This window comes from Caballeronia sp. KNU42, from assembly GCF_053760385.1.
Genome location: NZ_CM132390.1, coordinates 664540 through 687743, shown reverse-complemented (window position 1 = coordinate 687743; position 23204 = coordinate 664540). Strand labels below are relative to the sequence as shown.

The window sequence follows — 23204 nt, the reverse complement described above, 5'->3', positions numbered from 1 at the left end:
CTGATCAATTCCGATGTGTTTGTTGCGTCGGCAGCGACCGATCTAAAGATCGACTTGCGGAACGCGGAAGGTCCCCGCGAGCGACTTCAGTTCTGCCCGATGCAATTCGGCGAGCCGCGAGAGAATTTTCTCCCCCGGTTTCAGCAGATGAACCTCGACCTGGCGGCGATCAGTTTCGCTAGGCTTTCTCTTGACCAGATCCAGCGCTTCGCAGCGCGACACGAGCGCAACGACGCCGTGGTGATGCGCCTGAAGACGCTCAGCGAGTTCGCCCACCGTTGCCCAATCGCGGTCCGGATAACCCTTGATATGCAGCAACAGCAAATACTGCAGCGGCGTAATGCCTTCGTCCTGAGCTGCCTGCTCGGAGAACCGCTCGAATTTGCGCATCTGGTAGCGGAACTCGGACAGCTGTTCAAAGTTTTCTTTGCTGAGTGTGCGGGAAGCTTCTTTCATGGGGGAACAGTCCGGTCAGGAACCTGCATTTAAATTATATCACGTGGTGATAGATATGGGAGAGTCCTGCATGCGCAGGACCGGGAGTGCCGCCGTGATGCGGACCGGCCGCGTCCCCAGGTGCCACCTTCGCGTTTCGCGCCCCGCTCAGGTGTGCGTTTGCCGGTAGAGGCCCAGTATCAGGTCGGCCTGGGTGATCATGCCGGCGAGTTTTTCCTGCGTATCGAGCACCGGAATATGGTGATGGCCATACGCGGCGAATAGTGGCACGAGCTTCGCAATCGATGTGGTGGCGCTGACCGTGGACACGTGGGTCGTCATGATGGACGCGACCGTCTGTGCTGAACCGGGCCCGGCGAACCACCTGTCGATCAATGTCGCCAAGCCCCTAAGCTTTCCGTCTGCCATATTTCTCGCGATGTCGGCCTGAGTGACGATGCCGACCACCAACGCGTGCTCGTCAATGACAGGAAGCGCCTTGATGCCATGACGCTTGAGCATGGCGGCGGCAGTGGCAATCGTCGTGTTGGATGCGATCGAAACGACGGGGCTCGACATGATGTCCGCGCAGCTCAGTCCGCTGAAACTGCGCGCATACGATTGCAGCTGTATTTCCAGCAGCAGCGACTCGAGATCCGATGGATCGATGTCCAGCAATTCGTTGCGACGGCCGAGCACCGCTTTGAGGTCTTCTCGCGTGAAGCCGGGGCTGGCCGCCGGCGCACGGACGCCGGTTTCCTTCGCTGAGCGCGCTGCATGAGGATAGCGATGCCCTGTCGACGCGTGGAAGACGATGGCGACCGCCAGCAGTGCAAACGACTGCGCCGCGATCGGTGCAACGACGAATCCGAATCCGAGCGCATGTACGGCCGGCCCGCCGAGCACGGCCGTGAGCGCGACCGCGCCCGACGGAGGATGCACGCACCTGAACGCGAACATCGCACCAATTGACAGCGCCACCGCAATCGGCGCGGCGTCGATCGGGTTCGTGATCCAGGTTGCACACGCCACGCCGATCGTCGCGGAAACGATATTGCCGCCGACGATCGACCAGGGTTGTGCGAGCGGGCTCGCGGGAACAGCGAACAGCAGCACTGCGGAGGCCCCCATCGGCGCGACCAGCAGGGGGATGAACGCGTTGTCGCCCAGGAAAACGTGCATCACCCCCGCGGTGAAGGAGATGCCGAGCAGGGCGCCGAGACAGGACCTGAATCGTTCGGGCCAGCCAAGTGCGACCGGTGAAGGGGAGAAGCTGAGAAGCCAACGTGCGAGAGCGGATCGGACCATAAGCTTGGAAGATTGTGTGAGCGACCTTATATCGGGCGTCCTCACGGTCAGGCAGCGCCTCCTGCCAAACATGGTGTAAAAAAGTATGTGATTGTGACATATATCGAGGTTGTCATCCGGCATCACCCTGGTGGACCGGGGAAAACCATGCGTTGCTGCTGGACCGCGTGTCGTGCGGGGTTCTCTTCGAGGTGGCCTGAAGGGAGTGTTGACTCCATTGGCCGATGATCAGGAAAGTTCGTTGGGATTGGTAGATTCCCTAATGGGCTCAAGTTTGACCAATTCGTGCCGTTAGTACTCTCACGTATCGGAGCATCCAAGTTTCCACTGTAATGGCTTCAATTCACATATTGGGGCGCCGTCGGCATTTGGGGCCGGTGCGAGAGAGACCAAAAACAATAACCAGATTCACTCGGATTCATTTAAGGCACCCTCCGGGTGCCTTTTTTTGTGTGCGCCCGGCAGGGCGCACCCCTCCTTTCGCGGGGCTCCGGTCCCTCCAAAAAATCCGGGCTTATCCTCCATAAGTACGGTTTCGGCCACGCCGGTTGGCGACGACACTATGTTGACCGATCGATAGCATTCCCTCGCCAAGACAATTCCGAAGCCAGAACGAAGTTTATAAACACGCTTCCAGATTGGTTTTATCGATCGAGTTGGTGACGGCGTTACATGGCATTTAATAAATATTCCTAATCGTGTGTGACACCGACGACTACCTCTCTATCAAACTGGGGAAACAGCCTGCGAACCTGGCTTTCAGGCGCGGGAAACTCTTTCTGGAGATAAACATGAAATCGTCGATCTACGTAGTTCTCGCGGCCTCGTTCCTGGCCGCTCCAATCGTTTCGTTTGCTCAGCAGAGCGGATCGGTTACTCGTGAGCAAGTGCGTGCCGAACTCGTCCAGCTTCAACAGGCCGGCTATGACGCAAACGCCAGCGATACGACCTATCCCGCTAACTTGCAAGCAGCGTTGGCGCGCGTGTCTGCGCAAAACCAGGCGCAAGCGCAAATGCAAGCGGCTCCGCAAAACAGTGAATACGGTACGTCGTCCAGCGGTACATCGGAAGCTGGCCGGGCACAGATCCCCGTCGATACGCAATCAATCTACAAGGGGCAGTAAAACATCCGGCTGTTATCAGATGTTGTGGCCTGTCCATCGGCGTGACTATGCGTTGCTGGACATGGAGGATCAAGCCGGCTCGACACGGCTAATCCGCCATATTTGGGCTTGATCCTTCAGGGCAAAGATGCCGGGGCTTGCCGGCAAGCTTTCACCCTGACCCTCGGTGCGCGCGCCGGGATCTTGCAAGAACACGGGCCCCGGCGACAGCACTGCTCGCCGGGGCCCGCGATTTCACAGCGCCGAACTCACGGGACGGTTGCTTGCCCCTTCTTCGACGCGCGCTTTTGCGCAAGCGGACGAATAGCCTTCAGGAAATCCGCTTCCGAGTAGGACTGTCCAGCGTGAAGACCTTCCGGTGCGGGAGCGAGCGGAACAATAATGTCGGCCCCGCCGGCGTCGGGTTTCAGCCAGAGCGCCATAAGCGCGATCGCCGCGAACCGCAGCAGCCGGACTTCATAGGAACTTGCTTGCACGGCGGGAAGCGTTGCCGCCTGCGCCAGCGCCTTCGTGGTGGCATCGACGAAAGGACCGAAGTTGATGTTCGCGAGGAGCGTCGCGGCGCCGGTCGCATCGGCGTGCACTTCTGCCGCGGCAATGTTCGTCCCGCCCCCTTGCACAAGATATCGGAAACCCGACGGGGTTGCCGACTCCAGGCCGCCGCCGCCGGCGACAGCATCCGCCCGCAGATCGTAGACAGCGTGAGGCGGTTGCACCGCGAGGGCACTGAAATCTACCGCACGCCCCGAGAGAGGATTCGGCCGCTTCGAGAGCTTGTGCATTCCCTGCTGGACGAGGGCGCTTCCGTTCCTCGGTTCCGTTGCAAAATGAAGTGTCATGACGTTCTCCTCGATCTCATTTCGTAAAGTAGGACGCGTACCACGAAGCGCCACCGTTATAGCTGCCCGGGAAGGTATTGAAGTCCTGCGTCGACGGGCCGTATATGGGGTCCTGGATATCGATGGTCGGCGTGGCGGGGTCAGTGTTGTCGTACCCGTCGGTTGCCGGATTGTGACCGCCTCCGCCATTCCATTGGATGTTGATTGATACAGGATGCCCTGCATCCAGCTGGTTAGTGATCGTCTGGAACGACGGCTTGCCTGTGGCCGTCGAAGCGAGATGGCCGGTCGTGGTCAACGCCTGATCGGGGTACCCTGGTTGATTGCATGCAGTGCTGCCGCCGTTGACGCAGCAAGTGGTCTGCCCATGTTGCTGGTTCGCCAGCAGACACTGTGTCCACGTCGATGCAGGATTGTAGTACAGGGTGATGCTGGCAGTCGTCGCCGCCCAGCACCATTCGGTTTGTGTTTGATACTGCTCGTTCAGACCGAGATATATTGCGGGCGTTATCAGCGTGCCGCCGAGTGAAGCCCAGGCGGACCACGGCCCGGCGTGCGGCGCGGTTTGCCAGATGTGCCACAGCGCGTTGTCCGTGCCGCGGGCAAATACTTCGAGCCGGCCATCGGAGTTGACGGAGACCGCCGCGTCGGTGGTGGTCGATCCGCCGAGCGAGCTCCAGGCGGACCACGGCCCGGCATGCGCCACGGTTTGCCAGGTGTGCCACAGCGCGTCATCCTCGCCGCGGGCAAACGCTTCGAGGCGCCCGTCGGTGTTCACTGCAACCGTTGGCGCGCTGGTGATGACGCCACCGAGCGAGCTCCAGTCGGACCATGGCCCGGCATGCGCTGCCGTTTGCCAGATATGCCATAGCGCGTGGTCTGTGCCGCGGGCAAATACTTCAACCCGGCCATCGGTGTTGACGGCGACTGACGCATCGCTGGTGATGATGCCGCCGAGCGAGCTCCAGGCGGACCATGGTCCGGCATGCGGCGCGGTTTGCCAGACATGCCACAGCGCGTTGTCCGTGCCGCGCGCAAATACTTCCAGCCTGCCGTCGGTATTGACGGCGACCGAGATATCACTGGTGATCGACCCACCGAGCGAGCTCCAGGCGGACCAGGGCCCGGCATGCGGCGCCGTTTGCCAGGTGTGCCACAAGGCGTTGTCCGTGCCGCGGGCAAACACTTCAAGCCGGCCATCGGTGTTGACGGCGACCGCGGCGTCGCTGGTAATCGATCCACCGAGCGAGCTCCAGGCGGACCAGGGCCCGGCATGCGGCGCCGTTTGCCAGGTATGCCACAAGGCGTCATCCGTGCCGCGGGCGAATACCTCGAGCCGCCCGTCGGAGTTGACCGCGACTTCCGGTTCGTTGGTGAGGATTCCGCCCAGCGAGGTCCAGGCGGACCATGGGCCGGCGTGGGGTGCCGTTTGCCAGATGTCCCACAGCGCGCGATTCGTGCCAATTCCCAACACCTCAAGGCGTCCATCGACGTTGCATGCTGCCGCAACGGCCTTACTTAGTGGTACTGATATCAACGATGACATGTTCTCTCCCAGGATGATTGAGGCGCAGGCAAGGCGTCAGGCGCGTGGCAGGCAACCCGGCTACTGCGTATGACCGGAATGCCCGCCACGTAGCCGGCACGCGTGAATTAATCGTTGTGCCCGACCCGCACCGGTATGTACAGCAGACGCCCCGGTTGTCCGGGCGTGCCGAACTGGTTTCCAGCCGGCATGCCCGCACTCGTTCCACTCGGTCATCGATGCCGGCGGCCCCGAGGCAGGGCCGCCGGCATCTCGCGGTGGATCGGTCAGTTCCCCTTCAGGGCCTTCATCTGCTCTTCCAGCTGAGCCAGGGTCAAGCCGCCGGGCGTCGTCTTCTTGGCCGTGAACCAGGTGGAGTCGGCAATGGCGTAGGCTTCGTCGACGTACTTCGCGAAGAAGGCCCAGGTCATGGTGTAGTAGCTGCCCCACGATATGAGGTGCGCGCCTGAGTCGTCGTAACCGGCCAGCACGACGGCATGGCCGCCGACGATCGCATGGTTGCTGTTCTGCACGTCCCACACCTTTGGCGGCACCGCGGGCGGTGCGGGAACGATGTATTGCGGCACATTGAAGCCAATGTAGGCGACACCGCAGTCGGCGATGGCGCGCTTCACATCGTCCACGTTACGCGGATCCACCTCGACGAAAGCGGTGATCTTTTTTGGGGTCTCGCTATTGCCCATTGGCGCCCCGGTCTTGAGCAAATAGGTAAGCAGATGCTGCTCGTTGCCACCCGGGCCCTCGCCACCTTCCTTCGGGTTGTAGCCGCAGCCGAGAACATAGAGTTCTTCGACATCCTTGTCGGGCTCCGTGTCGATCTTCGACGCGGCGTTAAAGCTCCACACTTGCAACGCGTGATAGAAAGCTGCGCACGTGCAGTCCCCGAGCGTGTCATTGAGCATCATGCCGAGGTTCGCCGGCATTCCTTTCGTGTAGTCGATGGCAGCCGGTGGCGGCGCAGGTGTCTGCCCGGCGAGCAGCGCGCTCATGTGGGGTATCCGCGGATCGTAGGTGCGATGCTGGCGGCCGAGCTTATAAGTATTCATTTGACTTCTCCTCAGGTTGAAGCGCTCCCATCATTCGCCACGATCAGGCGTTGCTGATGATCGCCCAGGTGGCGATGACGCTCGCGGCGGTCGTCAGGCCGCCGTATTTTGCATAGATCAATGCGGCCTGCTGCGAGGCCGAGTGAATGTTGTTATCAGGGTTGGGAATCTGTGGGTCCGACGCGTTGCGGATCGAATACCACGAGATATGCGGCGCTGATTGCAGCGCATCGGCAACCATTGCATCGCCCATGTCGCACGCGCGCCCGAGTCCCTGCAGCTTGTAGTGGTTCGTCGAGTCGTCGAAAGCAAAAAAGTCGGTGGTGACGACGGCATCCGCGCTTGACGAGAAAATTTTTGGCACAGCCAGCGCACCCGGGATGCGCGCGGCATTGACGCTCATGAGCGCAGGTGTCATGGCCTGCAGGGCCGCCGCCGAAACGGCACTGGCTTTGTATTGCTTATTGGCGAAAGGTTTTTCGCGGAATTGCGTCTTGCAGTCGAACCGTACCGTGCCGGCGATGACGACGTCGCCAAGGTGCACATCCGCGCCGATACCTCCGCCGGTACCTGTCGTCACGAAAATCCGCGGCGCCACGGCCGTCGCGATCTCGCCCATTAGCCGCTGGACCGGCGTAGCGGGTCCGTCGTAGTCCAGATGAAGCCCGGACTTGAAAAGCAGTACGCGTTTGGTGCCGATGGTGCAGGGGAAGTACAGGCCGAGGCTGTGATAGTAGCGAGCCATGTCCGGCTCGCTACTCTTGAAGGGCGCTTTCACACCGGTGACGAGCGGAATGTAGGTATCGATTTGATGACGATATTCGTACCACGCCGACACCGGATATCCCGGTGTGAACAGCGCAGCGAGCGCGGACGCTTCAGCCGCGGTCCATGTCACGACGACGGCGTCGTAGCCGTGAAAGCGCGACAGGTCGTCGGTTTCAGCGGGCGCGGCGCCAAGCGGCGCCGGTTTCGGAGCCGTGCCGCTAGGCCATGGAACGGCGCCCGGCAAGGCCGCCTCGGCGGACACGAGTTCAAGCCCGGCGCCGGCCATGCGAAAGCGGCTCTGCACGCGGGCGGGATCGAAGTTTAGGATGACGTCGTCGACGTCAATTGGACCTGTCATGATCGATTTTCCCTGAGTCCGGAACAACCAACCGGCGGTCGGTCGTATTGTTCCTGATATCCGGACTCGGAAGTCACTTAACAGTTGAACGTTTGCGCGTCCGGACGCAAACCTCCCTGCCTGGGTATGCTTCTTCGCAAGAAAAAATCGGTCGCGAAGGGGCATCAACGGCAACTTGAGGATACGTCAGTAATCCAAATGATCGTAAGGCAGAATTAGCCGGAAATGAGGCCGAGCACACATAGTTCCTGAGGGACGGACCTTGCACAAGCGAGCTCGTAAATCGAGCCACGCCAGAGTGTGTCAAGCGCATGAAACCCAAGAAGTAATCGCGCTTTATTTTGTATACCTATGAATCGGCGTGAGTCGATTCTTCAGTCTATCGCGATAGTGGTTCAACGCCACGTGTTCGTTATTTTTCGCCTTGCTCTTCGCTTTCCGATTCTTGTCGGAACGGCTTTTCAACCCGCGCTCGTGAATAGAAAATCGATAGGAAACCAAGCGAATTGAAGGCTTTCTGAATGACTGTTTTGCACCGCAAATCACGCTGGTGAATTGCCATGTTCTGCACTAACCTTGGTGTGTGGAAACACCCCTTGCAGCGGGTCGTTGCACGGGTCCCATCATGGCGAGACCGGGTCGGTCGAAACGCTGCTGGAAGTCAAATCGGTCACATTGCCCTGGCAGTGAGGGGCGCCGTGACTCGCGCGCTTTAAAACCATTGTGCATCGTATTAGGAGGGGTCATGGACAACGGCCACAATCCAAAGCTGCGTTTTGGCATGTCCCTTGAGCAGGCAAGGCAGTCGTCGAGCCATTCGGGCATTGCGAACGCACCGGCACTCCCGGTCGTGAACTACGCGCTGGTGGGCAAGCAGGCACCGGGCTTGCTGTCCGCACCGGCGGGCGCATTGCCGAAGGCGTCGGCGGTGGTGATCACGTGGGCTGAAGCAGAGTGGGCAGCACTGCAACATGTTTTCTGCGCGGGCGGCACCACCATGCCCTACAGCGACAGGTCGCGGGGCACGTGGGCGGGCTGGCAGCAATATTCAAGGAATATGCCTTCAGGCGCGGCTTCGAGCTGGACCTACTGGGGCGAATACAGGCTGGTCGAAGTCAGCGGAAAGAATGTTCTGCTATTCAAATCGAATACGCATCTGGACTGGCCGGGTGCAGCGTATTTGACAGACCTGATCAAACTGATGATCACGCAGGTGCAGCCGGCCGTCATCTTGTCTATCGGGACAGCGGGAGGCGCGAAGACAGGGGATCACATCGGTACGGTGCGCGCCGTCAGCGCGGGGACGCTATTCGAGGCTGGCCAACCATCGCAGGACTGGCCGGTGTACGAGTGCGCATGGAAGGCGAACGATTCGATTCTTGCCAATGCGAGCTTCAAACAACTTCTGTTTCCGGTGCCGACGAAGACCAGCGATCTCGAGACGTTGGCGACGCAGTTCAGCCAGCAGTACGGTACCCACTACACGCTCGCGCAGCTCGATCCCAATGGATTGAACCTCGGCGACCCAACGCCGCAAATCGACGATCAAACCGGTGGTAACGCGTCCTTGCTGACCACATCGACATTTGTCGTGGGAACCACAGCGGGGACCTATCAAGCCTTCACGTCGATCGAGATGGACGACGCGGTGATCGGCGAGGCATGCAAGGGGACCGCCACGCAGTTCGGGTTCGTCAGGAACGTGTCCGATCCTGTTCAGAATGCTGCGCTGCCTGCAAAGGCCCAGGGCAATTGGGGCAGTGCAGTGTACGACGCGTACGGCTTTTACACGAGCTATAACGGTGCACTGGCAGCATGGGCGATGCTGGCGTGACCTGGCTCGGCAAAGTGAGCCGCAATGCCGCCGAACTGCGCCACATACTCTGACCAGCTTTGCACAAGGGTTGCCACGGATACCGGGCCCTGGTCCGCCCAGCCGATGAATGCGGCGATCGACGTGGCCACGCCGGTGATGGTGTGAAGGCCGCTTGGAATGTCCTCTACTCTATATAGACGCCGGGGTAGGTTAGCGTGGACATGGATCCATCCCGTCTGAGCGAAGCGCGGAAATGCCATCGCCGCATTGGTGCTTACGCCCTCGTTTCGGCGGAGCAGGAGTTCACCTACCGCCGCTCACCCAAGCGGCGCGCGATGATTTAAAAATAAATAGGATTACTAGATAGTCGGACGCATATTGTTCGTTTCCTGATGCTTGCATCTGCAACGTCGAGCGAACACGTGCGCCAGCACAGACCCGTGTCTGGCGCGTTTTGTCTTGGGCGCAGGAATAACCGGCATGTCCGATCGTTCCGTCCATTGGCAGAGCCCTTCGGTCAGTGCACCTTGGCAATGCTTTGAACAAACCCGTCAACCGGCGCCAGGAGGAGGACTCGCGGGGGCTGGTGAAGGCGCCGCAGCCAGAGCGGTCTGCAGCGCCTGGCCATTGACACTCCCCCGACCCGTGCAAGCGTCCCAGCCCGGCCCCGCCGGATGACCTTTCACGCCGCCGAAGTTATTGTTCGCGGGGCCGGGCGCACCGGCAACATCACGAAATGCCGACGCTGCAAGGCTATACAGGATTGGGTTGAGATATCCGGCAGGAAAGCCAATGTTCGTGTTGATCCGGGCCATCAGTCCTGCGTAGAGCGGCGCGACTGCGCTCGTCCCGCCGACCGGTTGTGGTTGCTGGCCGTCAATCACTTGCAGGTAGCCGCTGTTTTCGCTGGCGTTGCCCGCGATATCAGGCAAACCCCGCCCGGGTTGCGCTGTGCCATTTCGCTTCGGAAGCGCAACGTCGGACTGGAACGACGGAACCGGAAATCGTGCACTCACCCCGCCGCCCGACGCACCCGGTCCGCCCGCACCTATGTCGTTCCAGACCCATTCATCAAAGGATGTACCGCTTACATTGCCGATGGTCGTGCCACCACAAGCGGTCACCCAGATGTCGCTTGCCGGATAGCTGGTTTGCGCCTGGGTCTTGCTTGCGATCTCGGCGCCACTATCGCCCGATGACACGAGCACGGTGATCTTGTTGGTACTGGCGTCCTCGAACAGCATGGTGAACTGGTTCCACTCACTGTCCGAGAAGCTCGGCTCCCCAAGGTCGTCGGGACCCCAGCCATAGCTGATGGACACTATGCCGGGTGCTGGCTCCCCTGCGTTGGGATGGATCATCATCTGCAAGGCGTGAAGCATGTTCTGGGTCTGCGCGCCGGCGAAATAGACTGCAATCGTGGCCTTTGGCGCAATGGCGCCTGCCACGGTAATGTCGAGGCCGGTTTCCCCATCGGACTTCCCCGAGTTTTGCGTACCGTCCACGGCGACGTCGACAATATGCGGAACCGGAAGATTGCCCAGTGCCGCCATCGTGCCGGCAATGTCGGAAGCGGCGTACCCTGCGGGACCTCCATCGGTCTCCATTTCGTATAGACCCACGGTCTGGGCCGCCCCATCGCCCGCCGGGAAATTGTAAAGAGTGGCGACCTGAGCCGGCGTCAGGGGCCGGGTGCCGGGTGGATCCATGGTCGCCCGTTTGCGTGCAGCCGCAGCGGTTGAGAAATGCTTCGCATGAACCTTCCGGTCTGTCAGGCCCACAACCGCTTCTATGTAATCTGCGACAGTCACCGGCAGGCTCACGACGCCATCGTGGCTGCGATATGAACCTCGCTCGTATTGATAGTCGTTGAGCTCGACGTCGAAGGCTTTGTTCATGGCCTGGACCGTTCCGCGCACGATGATGGACCGCCTCGCTGCATCCACTTCCATGACAGTGAGTCCCTGCGCCACGGCAAAAGCTTCAACCGCCTGGAGCTCCGTTGGATCGGCCCCATGCTGAATGGCGAACGCGTCCCGGGTGGGACGTGGCGATCCCTTACCACTGACAGCGCCACTCGCCTTCTCGTGCGTCGACTTGGCGCCACCCTGCTTTCGCCGAAGGAGCAGCGTGACGGTCAGCTCTTGCGCACTGTCCGTCGGCTTCAATTTGGTGCGACCCGCAGGGTGGGGATGCTCGCTGCCCTTAAGCGTTCGATATGCCGACGGCGCCATCATTGCCTCCGAAGTTGAGTATGCGGTTGAGTACGCAGTTGAGTACGGGGTTGAGTACGCTCATGACCGGTCTCGTTCGCAATGGTATGAACAACGGTCCGACAACCAGTCATCCGAATCATGGATAGCGCGAGGGGCCCGGCGAATATCGGCCGAACCTGCCGGAGCCACTCAATCAGTTTTCCACTTGACGATCTGAAAGACGTCATGTCTCAGGCAGGCATGTCGTGCGTTATCTTCGTGAGGTCCGCTTTCATTATCCATGCAAGTGAGATCTTGATAACACGCCTGCCAGCGTACCCGGGATCGCAATGAACATAGCGGACGTCGAGGACGGCAACGCTGTCTGAAAAGTGCGCTGAGGGGAAGTTGATGCGATGTCATCGGTACGGTGACGGTGCGCTGATCACGCGAGCGTGCCCCGGGCTTGAATTGATCGCGGCCAAGCATCGATGCTGGCCGCGTCGCCCTTTCTCTGAACGTGGGACGAAGCGAGTGGGGAGCCATTGTTGTAGAAGCACCGTGCATGCGGAACTCCACTTCTCGCGCGAATCGAAATGCTGGTTTTTGTTGTTGTGCATTTTCGCTTCACCTTCACGGTAACAATAGGAAACGTGATGGCAAAGTCAAGGAAATCAGTGGTGGACAGGATAGCGATGCTTGCGTCAACGATGCGTGCCATTCGCCAGCTACGTCGATAACGATTACGCGATTGCGGCTCCGCAGGGCCGACGCTGAAACCATCCGCGACCCGTTGTACAGCAACGAGTGTCAAGAAAACAGGCAGCGTAAGGTTTGCGAAAAGCAAAGTATTGCGGCGACTCTGGGCGACGCTCCGCCCAGGCTCGTCGTTCCTGTTTATTGACGCCGGGTTGCGAGTTGGTTCAGCGTTGCTTTCCTTGGCGCTCGGTATGGCGAAACGCGGGTCATGGCAAGGAACTCAAACGAATCCGAGAAAACCGTGATTGTGATGAAATGGTTTGGATACCTATGTGATTTTCTGCCATTCTCTTCAGGGACAAATATTGTGGATGTAGAGAAAGACTGAAACATCACCCTGGATGTTACTGCTTTCTCACCCATTCCAGCCCTTCTAAACCACCCCAAGCAACTCCTTCAATTGCGCGGTTCTCGACCGGCTTACCGGAACCTGCGTATGATCCGCGTCGTCCATCACCAGGTTGACGCTCTCGTCGGACTTGACCAGCTCGAGTGCGTACGGAAGGCTCACGATATGACTGCGGTGCACGCGCAAATAGATGCTGTCGTCGAGTCGCAGTTCCAGATCCGCTAGCGAAAGATTGGAAAGATACCGGTCGTCCCGGGTGACAATGGTCGTGTAATGTCCGTCGCCCTGGAAACGGACGATGTCCTTGAGATCGATCAGGATGACGCGGTTTTTCCGGTAGACGGGGATCTTGAACAACCGGCGTGGCAAAGCAGCATGTCCGCCGGACTGCTGTCCGGATGGTTCGGTCGTGAGATCGGTGACATCGTAGAAAATCATGCAGGTGCCGCAGGCTCCCTGGGCGCCCGCCATTTTCGACACCTTGATCATCAGGATCCGGTCGGGGATATTGATCATCATCGCCACCGGTGGCGGCGACTTGACCGGGCAGCCGCCCGCGTCCTTCGATTGCAGCAGGAAGCGCAGCTTGTCGCGGCTCTTCTCCGGATGCAACTGCACCACGTCGATGCCGAACAATTTGTCCTGACTGACCCCGAGCGACTGCTCGCCGGCCGGCCCGAGGATCTGCAGCGCGACGTCGTTAAAGGCCGTCACGTGCCCCTGCTCGTCGAGCCAGACCATCCCCGGGTTGAACTGCTCCAGCTTGTGCTGGAAGGTCTCGTTTCGACGATGCTCCGACGTCGGCGGCCCAGCGTGTTCAAGCGGTTTCATCCAAGGCCTCCTGCCCTGAAAAAGCGATCATCGCTCTCTGGCGATTGTTCTTTGTTGTATGTCTTTTCCGAAATTCGCGCAAGTTTTCGCGCCATTCGCGCAGGTAAACCCGCCATTCAGGAAATCCGCCTGAACTGTTGCGCTGCGTCGTGAAATCGTGATTGTCCGGGACGGACCGGCAAATCGTCGCACATGACGGGCTCACCCGGCGCGTCTCGGGTTTCATGCCCGTTTTCCGTTAATTGGCGCACGCGAACTGCCGTTCGGGAAATCGCGTTGAATGGTGGCGCCCGAATGTGAAATGCTCATCAGACGTTGATGCAATGACGCTTCAGTTACGCGTCAGTTCGCCGGCGGATAAAAAGCGAAGGAGACCACTGTGATCCCGCGTCCATTTGACTATCACGTTCCGCGCTCCTTGCCCGAGGCCATCGCGCTGCTGGGCGAGCACGGCGACTCCGCGAAGCTGCTTGCAGGCGGCCACAGCCTGTTGCCGATGATGAAGCTGCGCATGGCCGAACCCGGTCACCTGATCGACCTGGGCAAGCTGGCGGAACTCAAGGGTATTCGCGAGGCGGGCGGCGAAATTCGTATCGGCGCGATGACTACCGAGAATGAACTGATCTGGTCCGGACTGCTGCAAACAAAATGCCCGTTGATCGTAGAGGGCGCACGCCAGATTTCGGATCCGCAGGTCCGCTACCGGGGCACGCTGGGCGGTGATATTTCTCACGGTGACCCCGGCAACGATCACCCCGCGCTGATGCTGGCGCTCGATGCATCGTTCGTGCTGGTAGGCGAAAGCGGCGAACGTGTCGTGGCCGCCGCCGAGTTCTTTCTCGGCACTTACATGACGCTGCTCGAACCCGGCGAGATCCTGACGGAGATTCGCATACCGGTGCCCGCGGCAGGAAGCGGCTATTGCTACGCGAAGCTCAAGCGCAAGACAGGTGATTTCGCGACCGCGGCCGCGGCAGTGACGCTGCGCATGAACGGCGGCGTCGTGGCCGACGTGCGCATTGCTCTGACGAATGTCGCGGACACCGCCTTCCGGGCGAGCGCTGCGGAGCAGTCGCTGCGCGGCAATCCTTTCGATGAACAAACGGTAGCCGAAGCTGCGCGTCAGGCCATGGCCGCCTGCGCGCCGGTTGCGGATCTGCGGGGCGACGTTGAATACAAGACGGCGATGGCGGGCGAAATGACGCGGCGCGCACTCGCCACCGCGTTTTCGCGCGCCGTTCACTGAGCATGGTTCATTCAGCACGGTTCATCCAGCGGCGGGGTTTCTCGGAGACAAGCACATGAACAAGAAAGTCATGGTGTCGTTCACGCTGAACGGCAAGGAGACCGACGTGGTGGTCGAAGCGCGCGAGTTGCTGATTCACACGCTGCGCGAAAAGTGCCTGCATACCGGGCCGCATATCGGTTGCGAGACATCGCATTGCGGTGCCTGTACGGTCGATTTCGACGGCATGTCGGTCAAGTCTTGCACGATGCTGACGGTGCAGGCCGAAGGCGCGCAGGTGATGACCGTGGAGGGTCTTGCGCCGGGCGGTGAACTACATGCGTTGCAGGAAGGGTTCACGCAGGAGCATGGCCTGCAATGCGGTTTCTGTACGCCGGGCATGCTGATGCGTGCCTATCGGCTGTTGCAGGAGAACCCCGACCCGAGCGAGGAGGATATCCGTTACTGGATGGCGGGCAACCTGTGCCGATGCACGGGTTATCAGAACATCGTGAAGGCCGTGCAATATGCCGCGCGCAAGCTGCGCGGCGAAACGGTCGAGACCTCGCATCCGCTGATGCCGGCGCACGCGCACTGACACCGGTCGACAGGAGAACCGTGATGGGAAATATCGACTCCAATTTCGACCGTCTCGCCGCGCTGGAAGGCATGGGCTGCTCGCGCAAACGCCGCGAGGATCCGCGTTTCATCCAGGGCAAGGGCACGTACGTCGACGACATCAAGATGCCGGGCATGCTCTTTGGAATAATGGTTCGTAGTCCCTACGCTCATGCACGGATCAAGAGCATCGACAAGTCGCGTGCGCTCGCTCATCCAGGCGTGTACGCGGTGCTGACAGCCGATGACCTGAAGCCGCTCAAGCTCCACTGGATGCCGACGCTCGCGGGCGATGTGCAAGCCGTGCTCGCCGATGAAAAGGTGTGCTTCCAGAATCAGGAGGTGGCGTTCGTCGTGGCCGACGATCGTTATGTCGCCGCCGACGCGGCGGAACTGGTGGAAGTCGAGTACGAGGAACTGCCGGCGGTGGTCGATCCGTTCGCCGCCCTCGCGCCGGACGCCCCGGTGATCCGCGAGGACATCCGCGACAAGCAGACCGGCGCACACGGTGCGCGCACGCATCCGAATCATATCTTTACGTGGAACATTGGCGACAAGGACAAGACGGATCGGGTGTTCGATAACGCGGACGTCACCGTCGTGCAGGACATGCTGTATCCGCGCGTGCATCCGTGCCCGCTTGAAACCTGCGGTTGCGTGGCGTCCTTCGACAAGGTGCGAGGCGACCTGACGGTCTACATCACGTCGCAGGCGCCGCACGTGGTCCGCACGGTGGTGGGCTTGCTGTCGTCCATTCCGGAGTCGAAGATCCGTATCATCTCGCCGGACATTGGCGGCGGTTTCGGTAACAAGGTGGGTGTGTATCCGGGTTATGTCACGGCGATCGTGGCTTCCATCGTGCTGGGGCGGCCGGTCAAGTGGATCGAATCGCGCATCGAGAACCTGAGCTCGACAGCTTTCGCCCGCGACTATCACATGACCGGCGAACTGGCCGCCGATAGCGACGGCCGGATCAAGGCGCTGCGGGTACATGTCACAGCGGATCACGGTGCGTTCGACGCCTGCGCCGATCCGACCAAATGGCCCGCGGGCATGTTCCATGTCTGCACGGGTTCCTATGCCATCCCGAATGCATTTGTATCGGTCGATGGGGTCTATACGAACAAGTTTCCCGGCGGTGTTGCCTATCGATGTTCGTTCAGGGTGACGGAGGCGGTCTACCTGATCGAGCGGATGGTCGACGTGCTGGCGCAGAAACTCGGCATCGACAAGGCCGAAATACGCTTGCGCAATTTCATCCACAAGGAGCAGTTTCCGTACACCACGCCGCTCGGACTTGAATACGACTCGGGCGACTATGAGCCGGCGCTCAAGAAGGTGCTCGCGGCTGTCGATTACCCGGCGTTGCGCGCCGAGCAGAGCGCGCGGCGTGCCGATCCGGACGCCGAGTGGCTGATGGGTATCGGCCTGGTGAACTTCACCGAGATCGTGGGTGCGGGGCCGTCGAAGATGTGCGACATCCTGGGCGTCGGCATGTTCGATTCCTGCGAGATACGGGTGCACCCCGACGGCTCGGCCATTGCGCGCATGGGCACGATCACGCAAGGGCAGGGGCATCAGACGACCTACGCGCAGATCATTGCTTCAGAGGCCGGTATTCCTGCGTCGGTGATTACGGTTGAGGAGGGGGATACCTCCACCGCGCCCTACGGACTGGGCACCTATGGTTCGCGCTCAACCCCTGTCGCGGGCGCCGCGATTGCGCGGGCATCGCGCAAGATTCGCGAGAAGGCCCGGAGGATCGCCGCGCACTTGCTGGAAGCCAGTCCGAACGACGTCGAGTTCGATCTCGACCGTTTCGTACTCAAGGGCTCGCCGGACCAGTTCAAGACCATCAAGGAGGTGGCCTGGGCTGCTTACAACAACGTTCCCGGCGACATGGAGATGGGGCTGGAGGCCGTCGACTACTACGACCCGCCCAACTTCACGTTTCCGTTCGGCGCATATGTCTGCGTGCTCGACGTGAACCGGTATACGGGGGAAACGCGCGTGCGCCGCTTCTATGCGCTCGACGATTGCGGCACGCGGATCAATCCGATGATCATCGAAGGGCAGATCCACGGCGGCTTGACGGAAGGCTTCGCGGTGGCGATGGGCCAGGAGATGCCCTACGACGAAGCGGGCAACCTGCTGGGCGCCACGTTGCTGGATTACTTCATACCCACCTCAGTCGAGACGCCCCACTGGGAAACCGATTTCACCGTGACGCCGTCGCCGCATCATCCGATTGGCGCCAAGGGCGTGGCTGAATCGCCGCACGTTGGATCGATTCCGTGTTTTACGTCGGCCATGGTCGATGCGTTCGCGCACCTGGGCGTGACGCATATGAACATGCCGCACAACGCGTATCGCGTGTGGCGGCAGTGCCACTCGTTGGGCCTGACGAGGCAGTAGCGGCTTGCCCGGAACGAACCTGAAGATGCCAAGGATGATCGAATGAAAGTCGTACTCGAAAAGGTGTTTCCGCTCGCTGCTTCGTCGGATAGCGCCTGGCAATTGTTGCAGGATATCGAGGCAGTGGCCGGGTGCATGCCCGGCGCGAAGATCACTGAACGCGTGGATGCGGCCCATTACAAAGGCACGATTACCGTGCGGCTTGGTCCGGCTACGATGTCGTTCAAAGGCGATATCGAGGTGTTGAATCTCGACGCAACGGCGCGTAGTGTGCACCTCGTGGGCAAGGGCACGGACTCCACGGGCAGCTCGGCAGCATCAATGGATCTGGTCGCGAGCGTGCAGGCCGCCGGCGATGCGTGCGAACTGACGGGCAGGAGTGAGGTGACGATGAGCGGTAAGGCAGCCGCGCTCGGCAGCCGCCTGATGGGCCCTGTCGCGGACCAGATGCTCAAGCAGTTCGTCGCCAACTTTGCGGCACGGCTCCCGGCTGCTCCGAGCCCGCAGACGACGCCCATGGCATCGGAAGCGTCCACGAGCGCGCCCGTAGCCGCTCATGCCCCGTCCTCCGAACTGAACGGCCTTGCGCTGGCGTGGGCCGTCATGCGCGAATGGTTACGCGGGATTTTCGCCCGCAAGCCGGTTTGAGACCGGACAGGGGCAGTCATGGCGACCGACAGGATGAACGACGTCGTGAGCCTGCAGCAGAGGCTGGAGGGTCATGGCTTTATCGCCGAGCGCAGCTTTGCGGCGACCCTCCTGCTGACGATGGAAATGCGCCGGCCCTTGTTGCTTGAGGGTGAGGCCGGTGTCGGCAAGACCGAGGTGGCGAAAGCGCTCGCGCGGCTCCTCGATACGCGGCTGATCCGGCTGCAATGCTACGAAGGCCTGGACGCGCACTCCGCGCTGTACGAGTGGAACTACCAGCATCAACTGCTCGCGATCAAGTTGCTTGAACAGGACGAGCGATCGGTCCTCGACAAGGAGCAGGATATTTTCTCCGAACGCTATCTGCTCAAGCGGCCGCTGCTCGAAGCGATCACCACGACGCCGGCGCCTGTCTTGCTGATCGACGAGATCGACCGCACCGATGAAGCGTTCGAAGCCTATTTGCTGGAGTTGCTGTCCGACTTTCAGATGTCGATTCCGGAACTCGGTGTGATACGGGCCATCGAAAAACCTTTCGTCATCCTGACTTCCAATGGAACGCGAGATATTTCCGATGCGCTGCGCCGCCGCTGCCTGTATCAGTACATCGACTATCCGGGCTTCGAAAAGGAGCTGCTGATCGTGCGTACGCAGGTACCTGAGGTGCCGGAGAAACTGGCGCGGCAGATGGTCGAATTCGTGCAGTCGGTCAGGCAGATGGATTTGCAGAAGAAGCCCGGCCTGGCCGAGACGCTGGACTGGGTGTCTGCGTTGCTACGTCTGGGGGTGAGCGTGATCGATACGGATGGCGTGGAGCAGATCATGGATTCGCTGTCCGCGCTCGTGAAGACGCGCGAGGATCAGGCCGGCCTGACGCGGCCGGTCGTCGAGAAACTGGTGGCCGCATGTTGAGCGTGAATTGTGGCGCCGATGATCGTGCGCCTCCATTGAGCGTTGAGGACGTCCTGGTCGCCCGCTACGCCGGCTTTGCCGGGTGGCTGCGCACGAATGACTTTCGTGTGACGACAAGCGACATCGCGGCATCAATGGAAGTCGCGCAGCTCACGGGCCAGGCAAACAGCCAGCTCTTGCGCTGGAGCCTGCGTGCCGTGCTGTGCTCGCGTGCCGAAGAATGGCGGCGCTTCGATGACCTGTTCGACGCTTACTTCCTGATGCCGAACCGGCGGGTGCTGACCGAGACGCGTGCCGCCGGCGCTGGCCGCATCGAACGGGACAAGGACGTTGGCCGGCGTGACGGCAGCGAAGGCACGCCATTGTCCCTGGCCGGACGCGGCGCGGACCCGGTGCAGGCAGACGGCAGCGCGGCCGACCAGGGCGCATCGGGCGAAACCTCCATCTCGCATGCGGATTTCCGGCACCTGAACGAACCGGACGAACTGTTTGCAATCGATGACGCCATCCGGCGTTTCGCTCTTCGGCTGCGAGGCATCCAGATTCGCCGTGAACGTCGCGCGAACGCGGGCCGTGTCATCGATATCGCGTGGACGATCCGTCGCAGCGTCTCGCGCGGCGGACTGCCGCTCGACCTCGGCTGGCGCAGGAAGCGGCGCCTGCGTCCGCGCATTGTGCTGCTGCTGGATGTGAGCCGTTCCATGAGCCTGTACAGCTTTTTCTACCTAAGGCTGGCCCGCGTCCTGAGCGCGCGAGTAACAGACGTTCACTGCTTTATTTTTCACACGCGGCTCGTGAGCGTCGCGCAAGCGTTGCGTGACCCCGACCCGCGACGTTCGCAGGAGAGGCTGCACTTGCTGTCGGCGGGATGGGCGGGAGGCACGCGCATTGGCGAGAGTCTCGATGAATTCATTGAGCAGCATGCGGCCCGGCTGCTGCACTCGCGCACTGCTGTCGTGATTGTCAGCGACGGCTACGATGCCGGCGAGCCCGATAGCCTGCAGCAGGCGCTCGCCACAATCCGGCGGCGTTGCCGCCGCCTGGTCTGGCTCAATCCGCTCGCGGACCGGGCCGGCTTCACACCGTCCAGCGTCGGCATGCAGGCAGCGATGCCTTATATCGACCTGCTGGCCGGCGCACGCGATCTGGCAAGTCTCGAGCGTGTGCTACCCCAAGTTCTGTCCACACTGCAATGAGCGCTGATATCGACACCCTCCTGCAACTCGAGCAACGGCTGATTGAAGCAGCGCAGCCGTTTGCGGTGGTCACCGTGATCAGGGCCGGGCCCCCCACATCCGCGTGGGTCGGCGCGCAGGCGCTGGTCGACGGCGAGGGCATGCTGCACGGCTGGATTGGCGGCGGTTGTTCGCGAACGATCGTGATCCAGGCCGCGCTGCAAACCATTCGTTCGGGAAGTCCCAGGCGCGTTCGCATCAGCAACGAAGCGGTCATGGCCGATGCCGACGTCGAACTGCACACCATGCCTTGCGCGAGCAACGGCACGCTCGAACTCTTCATCCAGCCGACGCTGCCCGCGCCGATGGTGCTCGTGCTGGGCTCCACGCCGACCGCGCTCGAAGCGTGCGTGCTGGCGCAACGCGTGGGGCTGCGCGTTTGTGCTGCAGCGAATGTGAGCACGCCGCTGGTTGCGCTCGGCCTTGACCACGTCATTCAGGGTTTCAACGTCGATGCATTAAGTCAGGTCAAACCGCAAATGATCCTGGTCGCGACGCAAGGCGACTGCGACGAGGACGCGCTCGAGGCTGCCTTGCGTACATCGGCGGCGGCCGTTTTGCTTGTGGCCAGCGCGCGCAAGGCGGAGAAATTGCGCGACGCCATGCACTTGCGCGGCATCGCTGCGGAACGCCTCAAGGCATTGCATGCGCCCGCTGGTCCGCATATTCATGCCCATACGCCGCTGGAGATCGCGCTGGGCGCCGTCGCGGGGCTGGTGACGTTGCGCCGCGAACTCGAACGAGCGGCAGCGGACGCCTGTGCGCCGTGTATTGCCGGAGACGGTATCGGCATCGGCGTAGGCACCGGCGACGACGCCGTGCCGAGAGTGCCGCCGTGCGAATCGATGGCATCGGTCGAGCCCGCAGCCGCCCGTTATATCAATCCGGTGTGCAGCATGCCTGTTGATATCGCGTTGGCGAAGCATGTTGTCGACTACGGCGGACAGCGTGTCTATTTTTGCTGCGATGGATGCAAGATCGAGTTCGAACATTCGCCCGATAAATATCTTGCGATTGCGCAGTGCGGGCGCGAACGGGAGAAGACATGAACGATGCCCATAAAACGATTGCGCCGACGTTTTCGGCCGTCGTTCTGGCGGCGGGTTTGTCATCGAGGATGGAGGGCTCGCACAAACTGCTATTGCCAGTCGATGGGCAGCCGGCAGTCAGGCGTACGGTGAGCGCTCTGGTCGCAGCGGGCCCCGAGGAGATCGTGGTGGTGACCGGCTTCAAGGGGCGTGCCGTCATGGAGGCGCTGGACGGGTTGGCAGTCACCTTTCAATGCAACCCGCGCTATGAAGAGGGGCAGATGACATCGGTCGCCGCGGGTGTTGCCGCACTGCGCGCGCCGTGCAGCATCGTGCTGGTCTGCTTGGCCGACCAGGTGCTGCTGGAAGCCGCCGACTATCGGGAAGTGGTGAACGCTTTCGCCGCGATGCCGCGCGGGTCGATCCTGATTCCCATGTTCAACGGACAGCGCGGCAACCCCGTGGCTTTTTCTGCCAGCTACGCCGCCGAGGTCATCAGCGGACATGTCAATCCCGGGTGTCGCAAGCTGATCGCCGAGCATCCGGACGAGGTGTTCATCCATGAAGCGGCGCATGATCGTTTCGTCATCGATATGGACACGCCGGAGGATTACGCGCGCATTCTGGCGCGTCTCAGCCAGTCGCAAGCTCAGGCTCAGGCCCGCTCGCCCGTAATGTAGTACTCGAGCTGCTGGATCGTGAACTGCTGTTCCGCGATGATGTTCTTCACCAGGTCGCCGATCGAGATCATGCCGACCAGCCGCTCCTGATCAAGCACCGGCAGATGGCGCATGCGGTGGTGGGTCATCAACGCCATGCATTCGTCGCTTGACTGATCAGGCCGCACGAATCGCACTGCCTGGGTCATGATGTCTCGCACCGGCGTCACCTTCGACGAGCGGTCCATCAGCACCACTTTTCGCGCATAGTCACGCTCCGTGATGATTCCGGCAATGCTGTCGCCGTCGGTGACGACGAGTGCACCGATTTGTTTCACCGCCATGAGTTTGATCGCGTCGTAGACGCTTTCCGACGCCGTGATCGTATAGACGCTCTGGTTCGGTTTCGACTTGAGGATTTGCGCAACGCTTGTCATGGAGGGGCTCCATTTCGCACTGGCAGCCCGATGACAACCCGCGACGCGTTGCCGTGAAGGACCACCGTTTCCAGTATAGGTGGCCTGGATGCACGGCGAAGCAAGCGTTTTCCCCTTTGCGCCTGCGACTCGCCCAGCGCCACGATGCGCCACGATGCGATGCAGGCAGACCTTGGGAAAACGGCCGATCGTGCTCGATTTCATTACCTAAAATCAAGTTACGCGCAAACGGTGCCCGCTCGCGCGGAGGTATCCCGATACGTTTCAATCGTAGGGAGAATTGTCATGGCGACTTATGTGGTTCTTGCAAACTTCACTGACCAGGGTATTCGCTCCGTTAAAAACACCGCGCAACGCGCAAGTCAGGCTGCGGAATTGGCCAAGGGCTTCGGTTGCGAAATGAAAGAGATCTACTGGACGTTGGGCCATCACGACCTTGTCGTGATCGTCGAGGCGCCTGACGATCAGAGCTTCGCGGCATTTGGCTGCGCGCTCGGCTCCGCCGGCAATGTCCGCACGCAGGCGCTGCGTGCTTTCACGAAGGACGAAATTGGCGCGGTTCTGGGCAGGCTGCCCTGAAGCAGGCGAGCGTCACGCCGGGGCATGACCGGCGGCACGAACTGGAGCGTGCCGCCAGCGGCTTAAGAAGAATC

The 23204-nt window shown here is 61.0% G+C and carries 21 protein-coding genes; 11 read left to right on the top strand and 10 right to left on the bottom strand.

Annotated features, from left to right (window positions below; all coding sequences use genetic code 11):
• Positions 1 to 42: 42 nt before the first annotated feature.
• The gene (locus ACSOSP_RS34490; RefSeq protein WP_455315131.1) at positions 43 to 456 is read right to left on the bottom strand and encodes a MarR family winged helix-turn-helix transcriptional regulator; all 414 of its coding nucleotides are present in this window, start codon (positions 454 to 456) and stop codon (positions 43 to 45) included.
• Positions 457 to 603: 147 nt separating this feature from the next.
• Positions 604 to 1743: an HPP family protein gene (locus ACSOSP_RS34485; protein WP_455315130.1), complete on the bottom strand. Its 1140-nt coding sequence runs from the start codon at positions 1741 to 1743 to the stop codon at positions 604 to 606.
• Positions 1744 to 2534: 791 nt separating this feature from the next.
• Here ACSOSP_RS34485 and ACSOSP_RS34480 point away from each other — a divergent pair.
• On the top strand, positions 2535 to 2867 hold the full coding sequence (locus ACSOSP_RS34480) for a DUF4148 domain-containing protein (protein WP_455315129.1): 333 nt from the start codon (positions 2535 to 2537) through the stop codon (positions 2865 to 2867).
• 248 nt (positions 2868 to 3115) lie between these two features.
• Here ACSOSP_RS34480 and ACSOSP_RS34475 read toward each other — a convergent pair whose 3' ends face one another.
• The 4 genes from ACSOSP_RS34475 to ACSOSP_RS34460 form a co-directional block, all read right to left on the bottom strand.
• Entirely contained in the window at positions 3116 to 3706 is a 591-nt protein-coding gene (locus ACSOSP_RS34475) for a hypothetical protein (RefSeq protein ID WP_455315128.1), read from the bottom strand.
• 16 nt (positions 3707 to 3722) lie between these two features.
• Positions 3723 to 5252 (bottom strand): papain-like cysteine protease family protein, encoded by a 1530-nt coding sequence (locus ACSOSP_RS34470; protein ID WP_455315127.1) that lies wholly within the window; start codon positions 5250 to 5252, stop codon positions 3723 to 3725.
• Between the two features lie 266 nt (positions 5253 to 5518).
• A complete protein-coding gene (locus tag ACSOSP_RS34465) occupies positions 5519 to 6298 on the bottom strand; it encodes a hypothetical protein (RefSeq protein WP_455315126.1) in 780 nt (259 codons plus the stop codon).
• A 43-nt stretch (positions 6299 to 6341) separates the two neighbouring features.
• Positions 6342 to 7424 carry a phosphorylase family protein gene (locus ACSOSP_RS34460; RefSeq protein WP_455315125.1) on the bottom strand — a complete coding sequence of 361 codons (1083 nt, stop codon included), beginning with the start codon at positions 7422 to 7424 and terminating at the stop codon, positions 6342 to 6344.
• A 745-nt stretch (positions 7425 to 8169) separates the two neighbouring features.
• Between ACSOSP_RS34460 and ACSOSP_RS34455 the strand changes: the two genes are divergently transcribed.
• A complete protein-coding gene (locus tag ACSOSP_RS34455; RefSeq protein ID WP_455315124.1) occupies positions 8170 to 9258 on the top strand; it encodes a hypothetical protein in 1089 nt (362 codons plus the stop codon).
• A gap of 533 nt (positions 9259 to 9791) precedes the next feature.
• Here ACSOSP_RS34455 and ACSOSP_RS34450 read toward each other — a convergent pair.
• From ACSOSP_RS34450 to ACSOSP_RS34440, 3 genes are all read right to left on the bottom strand, one after another.
• Positions 9792 to 11477 (bottom strand): S53 family peptidase, encoded by a 1686-nt coding sequence (locus ACSOSP_RS34450; RefSeq protein ID WP_455315123.1) that lies wholly within the window; start codon positions 11475 to 11477, stop codon positions 9792 to 9794.
• Between the two features lie 1090 nt (positions 11478 to 12567).
• The gene (locus ACSOSP_RS34445; RefSeq protein WP_455315122.1) at positions 12568 to 13374 is read right to left on the bottom strand and encodes a LytTR family transcriptional regulator DNA-binding domain-containing protein; all 807 of its coding nucleotides are present in this window, start codon (positions 13372 to 13374) and stop codon (positions 12568 to 12570) included.
• Positions 13361 to 13600: a hypothetical protein gene (locus tag ACSOSP_RS34440; RefSeq protein WP_455315121.1), complete on the bottom strand. Its 240-nt coding sequence runs from the start codon at positions 13598 to 13600 to the stop codon at positions 13361 to 13363. Before ACSOSP_RS34440 ends, ACSOSP_RS34445 begins: the two co-directional genes overlap by 14 nt.
• A gap of 153 nt (positions 13601 to 13753) precedes the next feature.
• Here ACSOSP_RS34440 and ACSOSP_RS34435 point away from each other — a divergent pair, with 153 nt between their 5' ends.
• From ACSOSP_RS34435 to ACSOSP_RS34400, 8 genes are read left to right on the top strand one after another with little or no spacing between them, the layout of a single operon-like run.
• On the top strand, positions 13754 to 14620 hold the full coding sequence (locus tag ACSOSP_RS34435; RefSeq protein ID WP_455315120.1) for an FAD binding domain-containing protein: 867 nt from the start codon (positions 13754 to 13756) through the stop codon (positions 14618 to 14620).
• Positions 14621 to 14675: 55 nt separating this feature from the next.
• Positions 14676 to 15197 (top strand): (2Fe-2S)-binding protein, encoded by a 522-nt coding sequence (locus ACSOSP_RS34430; protein WP_455315119.1) that lies wholly within the window; start codon positions 14676 to 14678, stop codon positions 15195 to 15197.
• A gap of 23 nt (positions 15198 to 15220) precedes the next feature.
• The gene (locus tag ACSOSP_RS34425; RefSeq protein ID WP_455315118.1) at positions 15221 to 17632 is read left to right on the top strand and encodes an aerobic carbon-monoxide dehydrogenase large subunit; all 2412 of its coding nucleotides are present in this window, start codon (positions 15221 to 15223) and stop codon (positions 17630 to 17632) included.
• Positions 17633 to 17674: 42 nt separating this feature from the next.
• On the top strand, positions 17675 to 18280 hold the full coding sequence (locus ACSOSP_RS34420) for an SRPBCC family protein (protein WP_455315117.1): 606 nt from the start codon (positions 17675 to 17677) through the stop codon (positions 18278 to 18280).
• An 18-nt stretch (positions 18281 to 18298) separates the two neighbouring features.
• Positions 18299 to 19192 (top strand): AAA family ATPase, encoded by an 894-nt coding sequence (locus ACSOSP_RS34415; RefSeq protein WP_455315116.1) that lies wholly within the window; start codon positions 18299 to 18301, stop codon positions 19190 to 19192.
• Positions 19186 to 20388: a vWA domain-containing protein gene (locus tag ACSOSP_RS34410; protein ID WP_455315115.1), complete on the top strand. Its 1203-nt coding sequence runs from the start codon at positions 19186 to 19188 to the stop codon at positions 20386 to 20388. Before ACSOSP_RS34415 ends, ACSOSP_RS34410 begins: the two co-directional genes overlap by 7 nt.
• Positions 20385 to 21476, top strand: a complete 1092-nt coding sequence (locus ACSOSP_RS34405; RefSeq protein ID WP_455315114.1) for an XdhC family protein — start codon at positions 20385 to 20387, stop codon at positions 21474 to 21476. The genes ACSOSP_RS34410 and ACSOSP_RS34405 overlap by 4 nt, the downstream gene beginning before the upstream one ends.
• On the top strand, positions 21473 to 22135 hold the full coding sequence (locus ACSOSP_RS34400; protein ID WP_455315113.1) for a nucleotidyltransferase family protein: 663 nt from the start codon (positions 21473 to 21475) through the stop codon (positions 22133 to 22135). The genes ACSOSP_RS34405 and ACSOSP_RS34400 overlap by 4 nt, the downstream gene beginning before the upstream one ends.
• On the opposite strand, the gene ACSOSP_RS34395 is transcribed toward ACSOSP_RS34400, so the two are convergent.
• Positions 22111 to 22551 carry a CBS domain-containing protein gene (locus tag ACSOSP_RS34395; RefSeq protein ID WP_455315112.1) on the bottom strand — a complete coding sequence of 147 codons (441 nt, stop codon included), beginning with the start codon at positions 22549 to 22551 and terminating at the stop codon, positions 22111 to 22113. The two genes, ACSOSP_RS34400 and ACSOSP_RS34395, sit on opposite strands and share 25 nt — an antisense overlap.
• A 285-nt stretch (positions 22552 to 22836) precedes the next feature.
• Here ACSOSP_RS34395 and ACSOSP_RS34390 point away from each other — a divergent pair, with 285 nt between their 5' ends.
• Entirely contained in the window at positions 22837 to 23130 is a 294-nt protein-coding gene (locus ACSOSP_RS34390; protein ID WP_455315111.1) for a GYD domain-containing protein, read from the top strand.
• Positions 23131 to 23204 lie beyond the last annotated feature (74 nt).

Bases quoted from the DNA above. Each gene is read 5' to 3' on its own strand.
- ACSOSP_RS34485 (WP_455315130.1), bottom strand. From the start codon at position 1,743: ATGGTCCGATCCGCTCTCGCACGTTGGCTTCTCAGCTTCTCCCCTTCA.
- ACSOSP_RS34410 (WP_455315115.1), top strand. From the start codon at position 19,186: ATGTTGAGCGTGAATTGTGGCGCCGATGATCGTGCGCCTCCATTGAGC.
- ACSOSP_RS34420 (WP_455315117.1), top strand. From the start codon at position 17,675: ATGAAAGTCGTACTCGAAAAGGTGTTTCCGCTCGCTGCTTCGTCGGAT.
- ACSOSP_RS34460 (WP_455315125.1), bottom strand. From the start codon at position 7,424: ATGACAGGTCCAATTGACGTCGACGACGTCATCCTAAACTTCGATCCC.
- ACSOSP_RS34480 (WP_455315129.1), top strand. From the start codon at position 2,535: ATGAAATCGTCGATCTACGTAGTTCTCGCGGCCTCGTTCCTGGCCGCT.
- ACSOSP_RS34405 (WP_455315114.1), top strand. From the start codon at position 20,385: ATGAGCGCTGATATCGACACCCTCCTGCAACTCGAGCAACGGCTGATT.
- ACSOSP_RS34415 (WP_455315116.1), top strand. From the start codon at position 18,299: ATGGCGACCGACAGGATGAACGACGTCGTGAGCCTGCAGCAGAGGCTG.
- ACSOSP_RS34390 (WP_455315111.1), top strand. From the start codon at position 22,837: ATGGCGACTTATGTGGTTCTTGCAAACTTCACTGACCAGGGTATTCGC.
- ACSOSP_RS34440 (WP_455315121.1), bottom strand. From the start codon at position 13,600: ATGAAACCCGAGACGCGCCGGGTGAGCCCGTCATGTGCGACGATTTGC.
- ACSOSP_RS34465 (WP_455315126.1), bottom strand. From the start codon at position 6,298: ATGAATACTTATAAGCTCGGCCGCCAGCATCGCACCTACGATCCGCGG.
- ACSOSP_RS34450 (WP_455315123.1), bottom strand. From the start codon at position 11,477: ATGATGGCGCCGTCGGCATATCGAACGCTTAAGGGCAGCGAGCATCCC.
- ACSOSP_RS34425 (WP_455315118.1), top strand. From the start codon at position 15,221: ATGGGAAATATCGACTCCAATTTCGACCGTCTCGCCGCGCTGGAAGGC.
- ACSOSP_RS34395 (WP_455315112.1), bottom strand. From the start codon at position 22,551: ATGACAAGCGTTGCGCAAATCCTCAAGTCGAAACCGAACCAGAGCGTC.
- ACSOSP_RS34445 (WP_455315122.1), bottom strand. From the start codon at position 13,374: ATGAAACCGCTTGAACACGCTGGGCCGCCGACGTCGGAGCATCGTCGA.
- ACSOSP_RS34455 (WP_455315124.1), top strand. From the start codon at position 8,170: ATGGACAACGGCCACAATCCAAAGCTGCGTTTTGGCATGTCCCTTGAG.
- ACSOSP_RS34430 (WP_455315119.1), top strand. From the start codon at position 14,676: ATGAACAAGAAAGTCATGGTGTCGTTCACGCTGAACGGCAAGGAGACC.
- ACSOSP_RS34490 (WP_455315131.1), bottom strand. From the start codon at position 456: ATGAAAGAAGCTTCCCGCACACTCAGCAAAGAAAACTTTGAACAGCTG.
- ACSOSP_RS34475 (WP_455315128.1), bottom strand. From the start codon at position 3,706: ATGACACTTCATTTTGCAACGGAACCGAGGAACGGAAGCGCCCTCGTC.
- ACSOSP_RS34400 (WP_455315113.1), top strand. From the start codon at position 21,473: ATGAACGATGCCCATAAAACGATTGCGCCGACGTTTTCGGCCGTCGTT.
- ACSOSP_RS34470 (WP_455315127.1), bottom strand. From the start codon at position 5,252: ATGTCATCGTTGATATCAGTACCACTAAGTAAGGCCGTTGCGGCAGCA.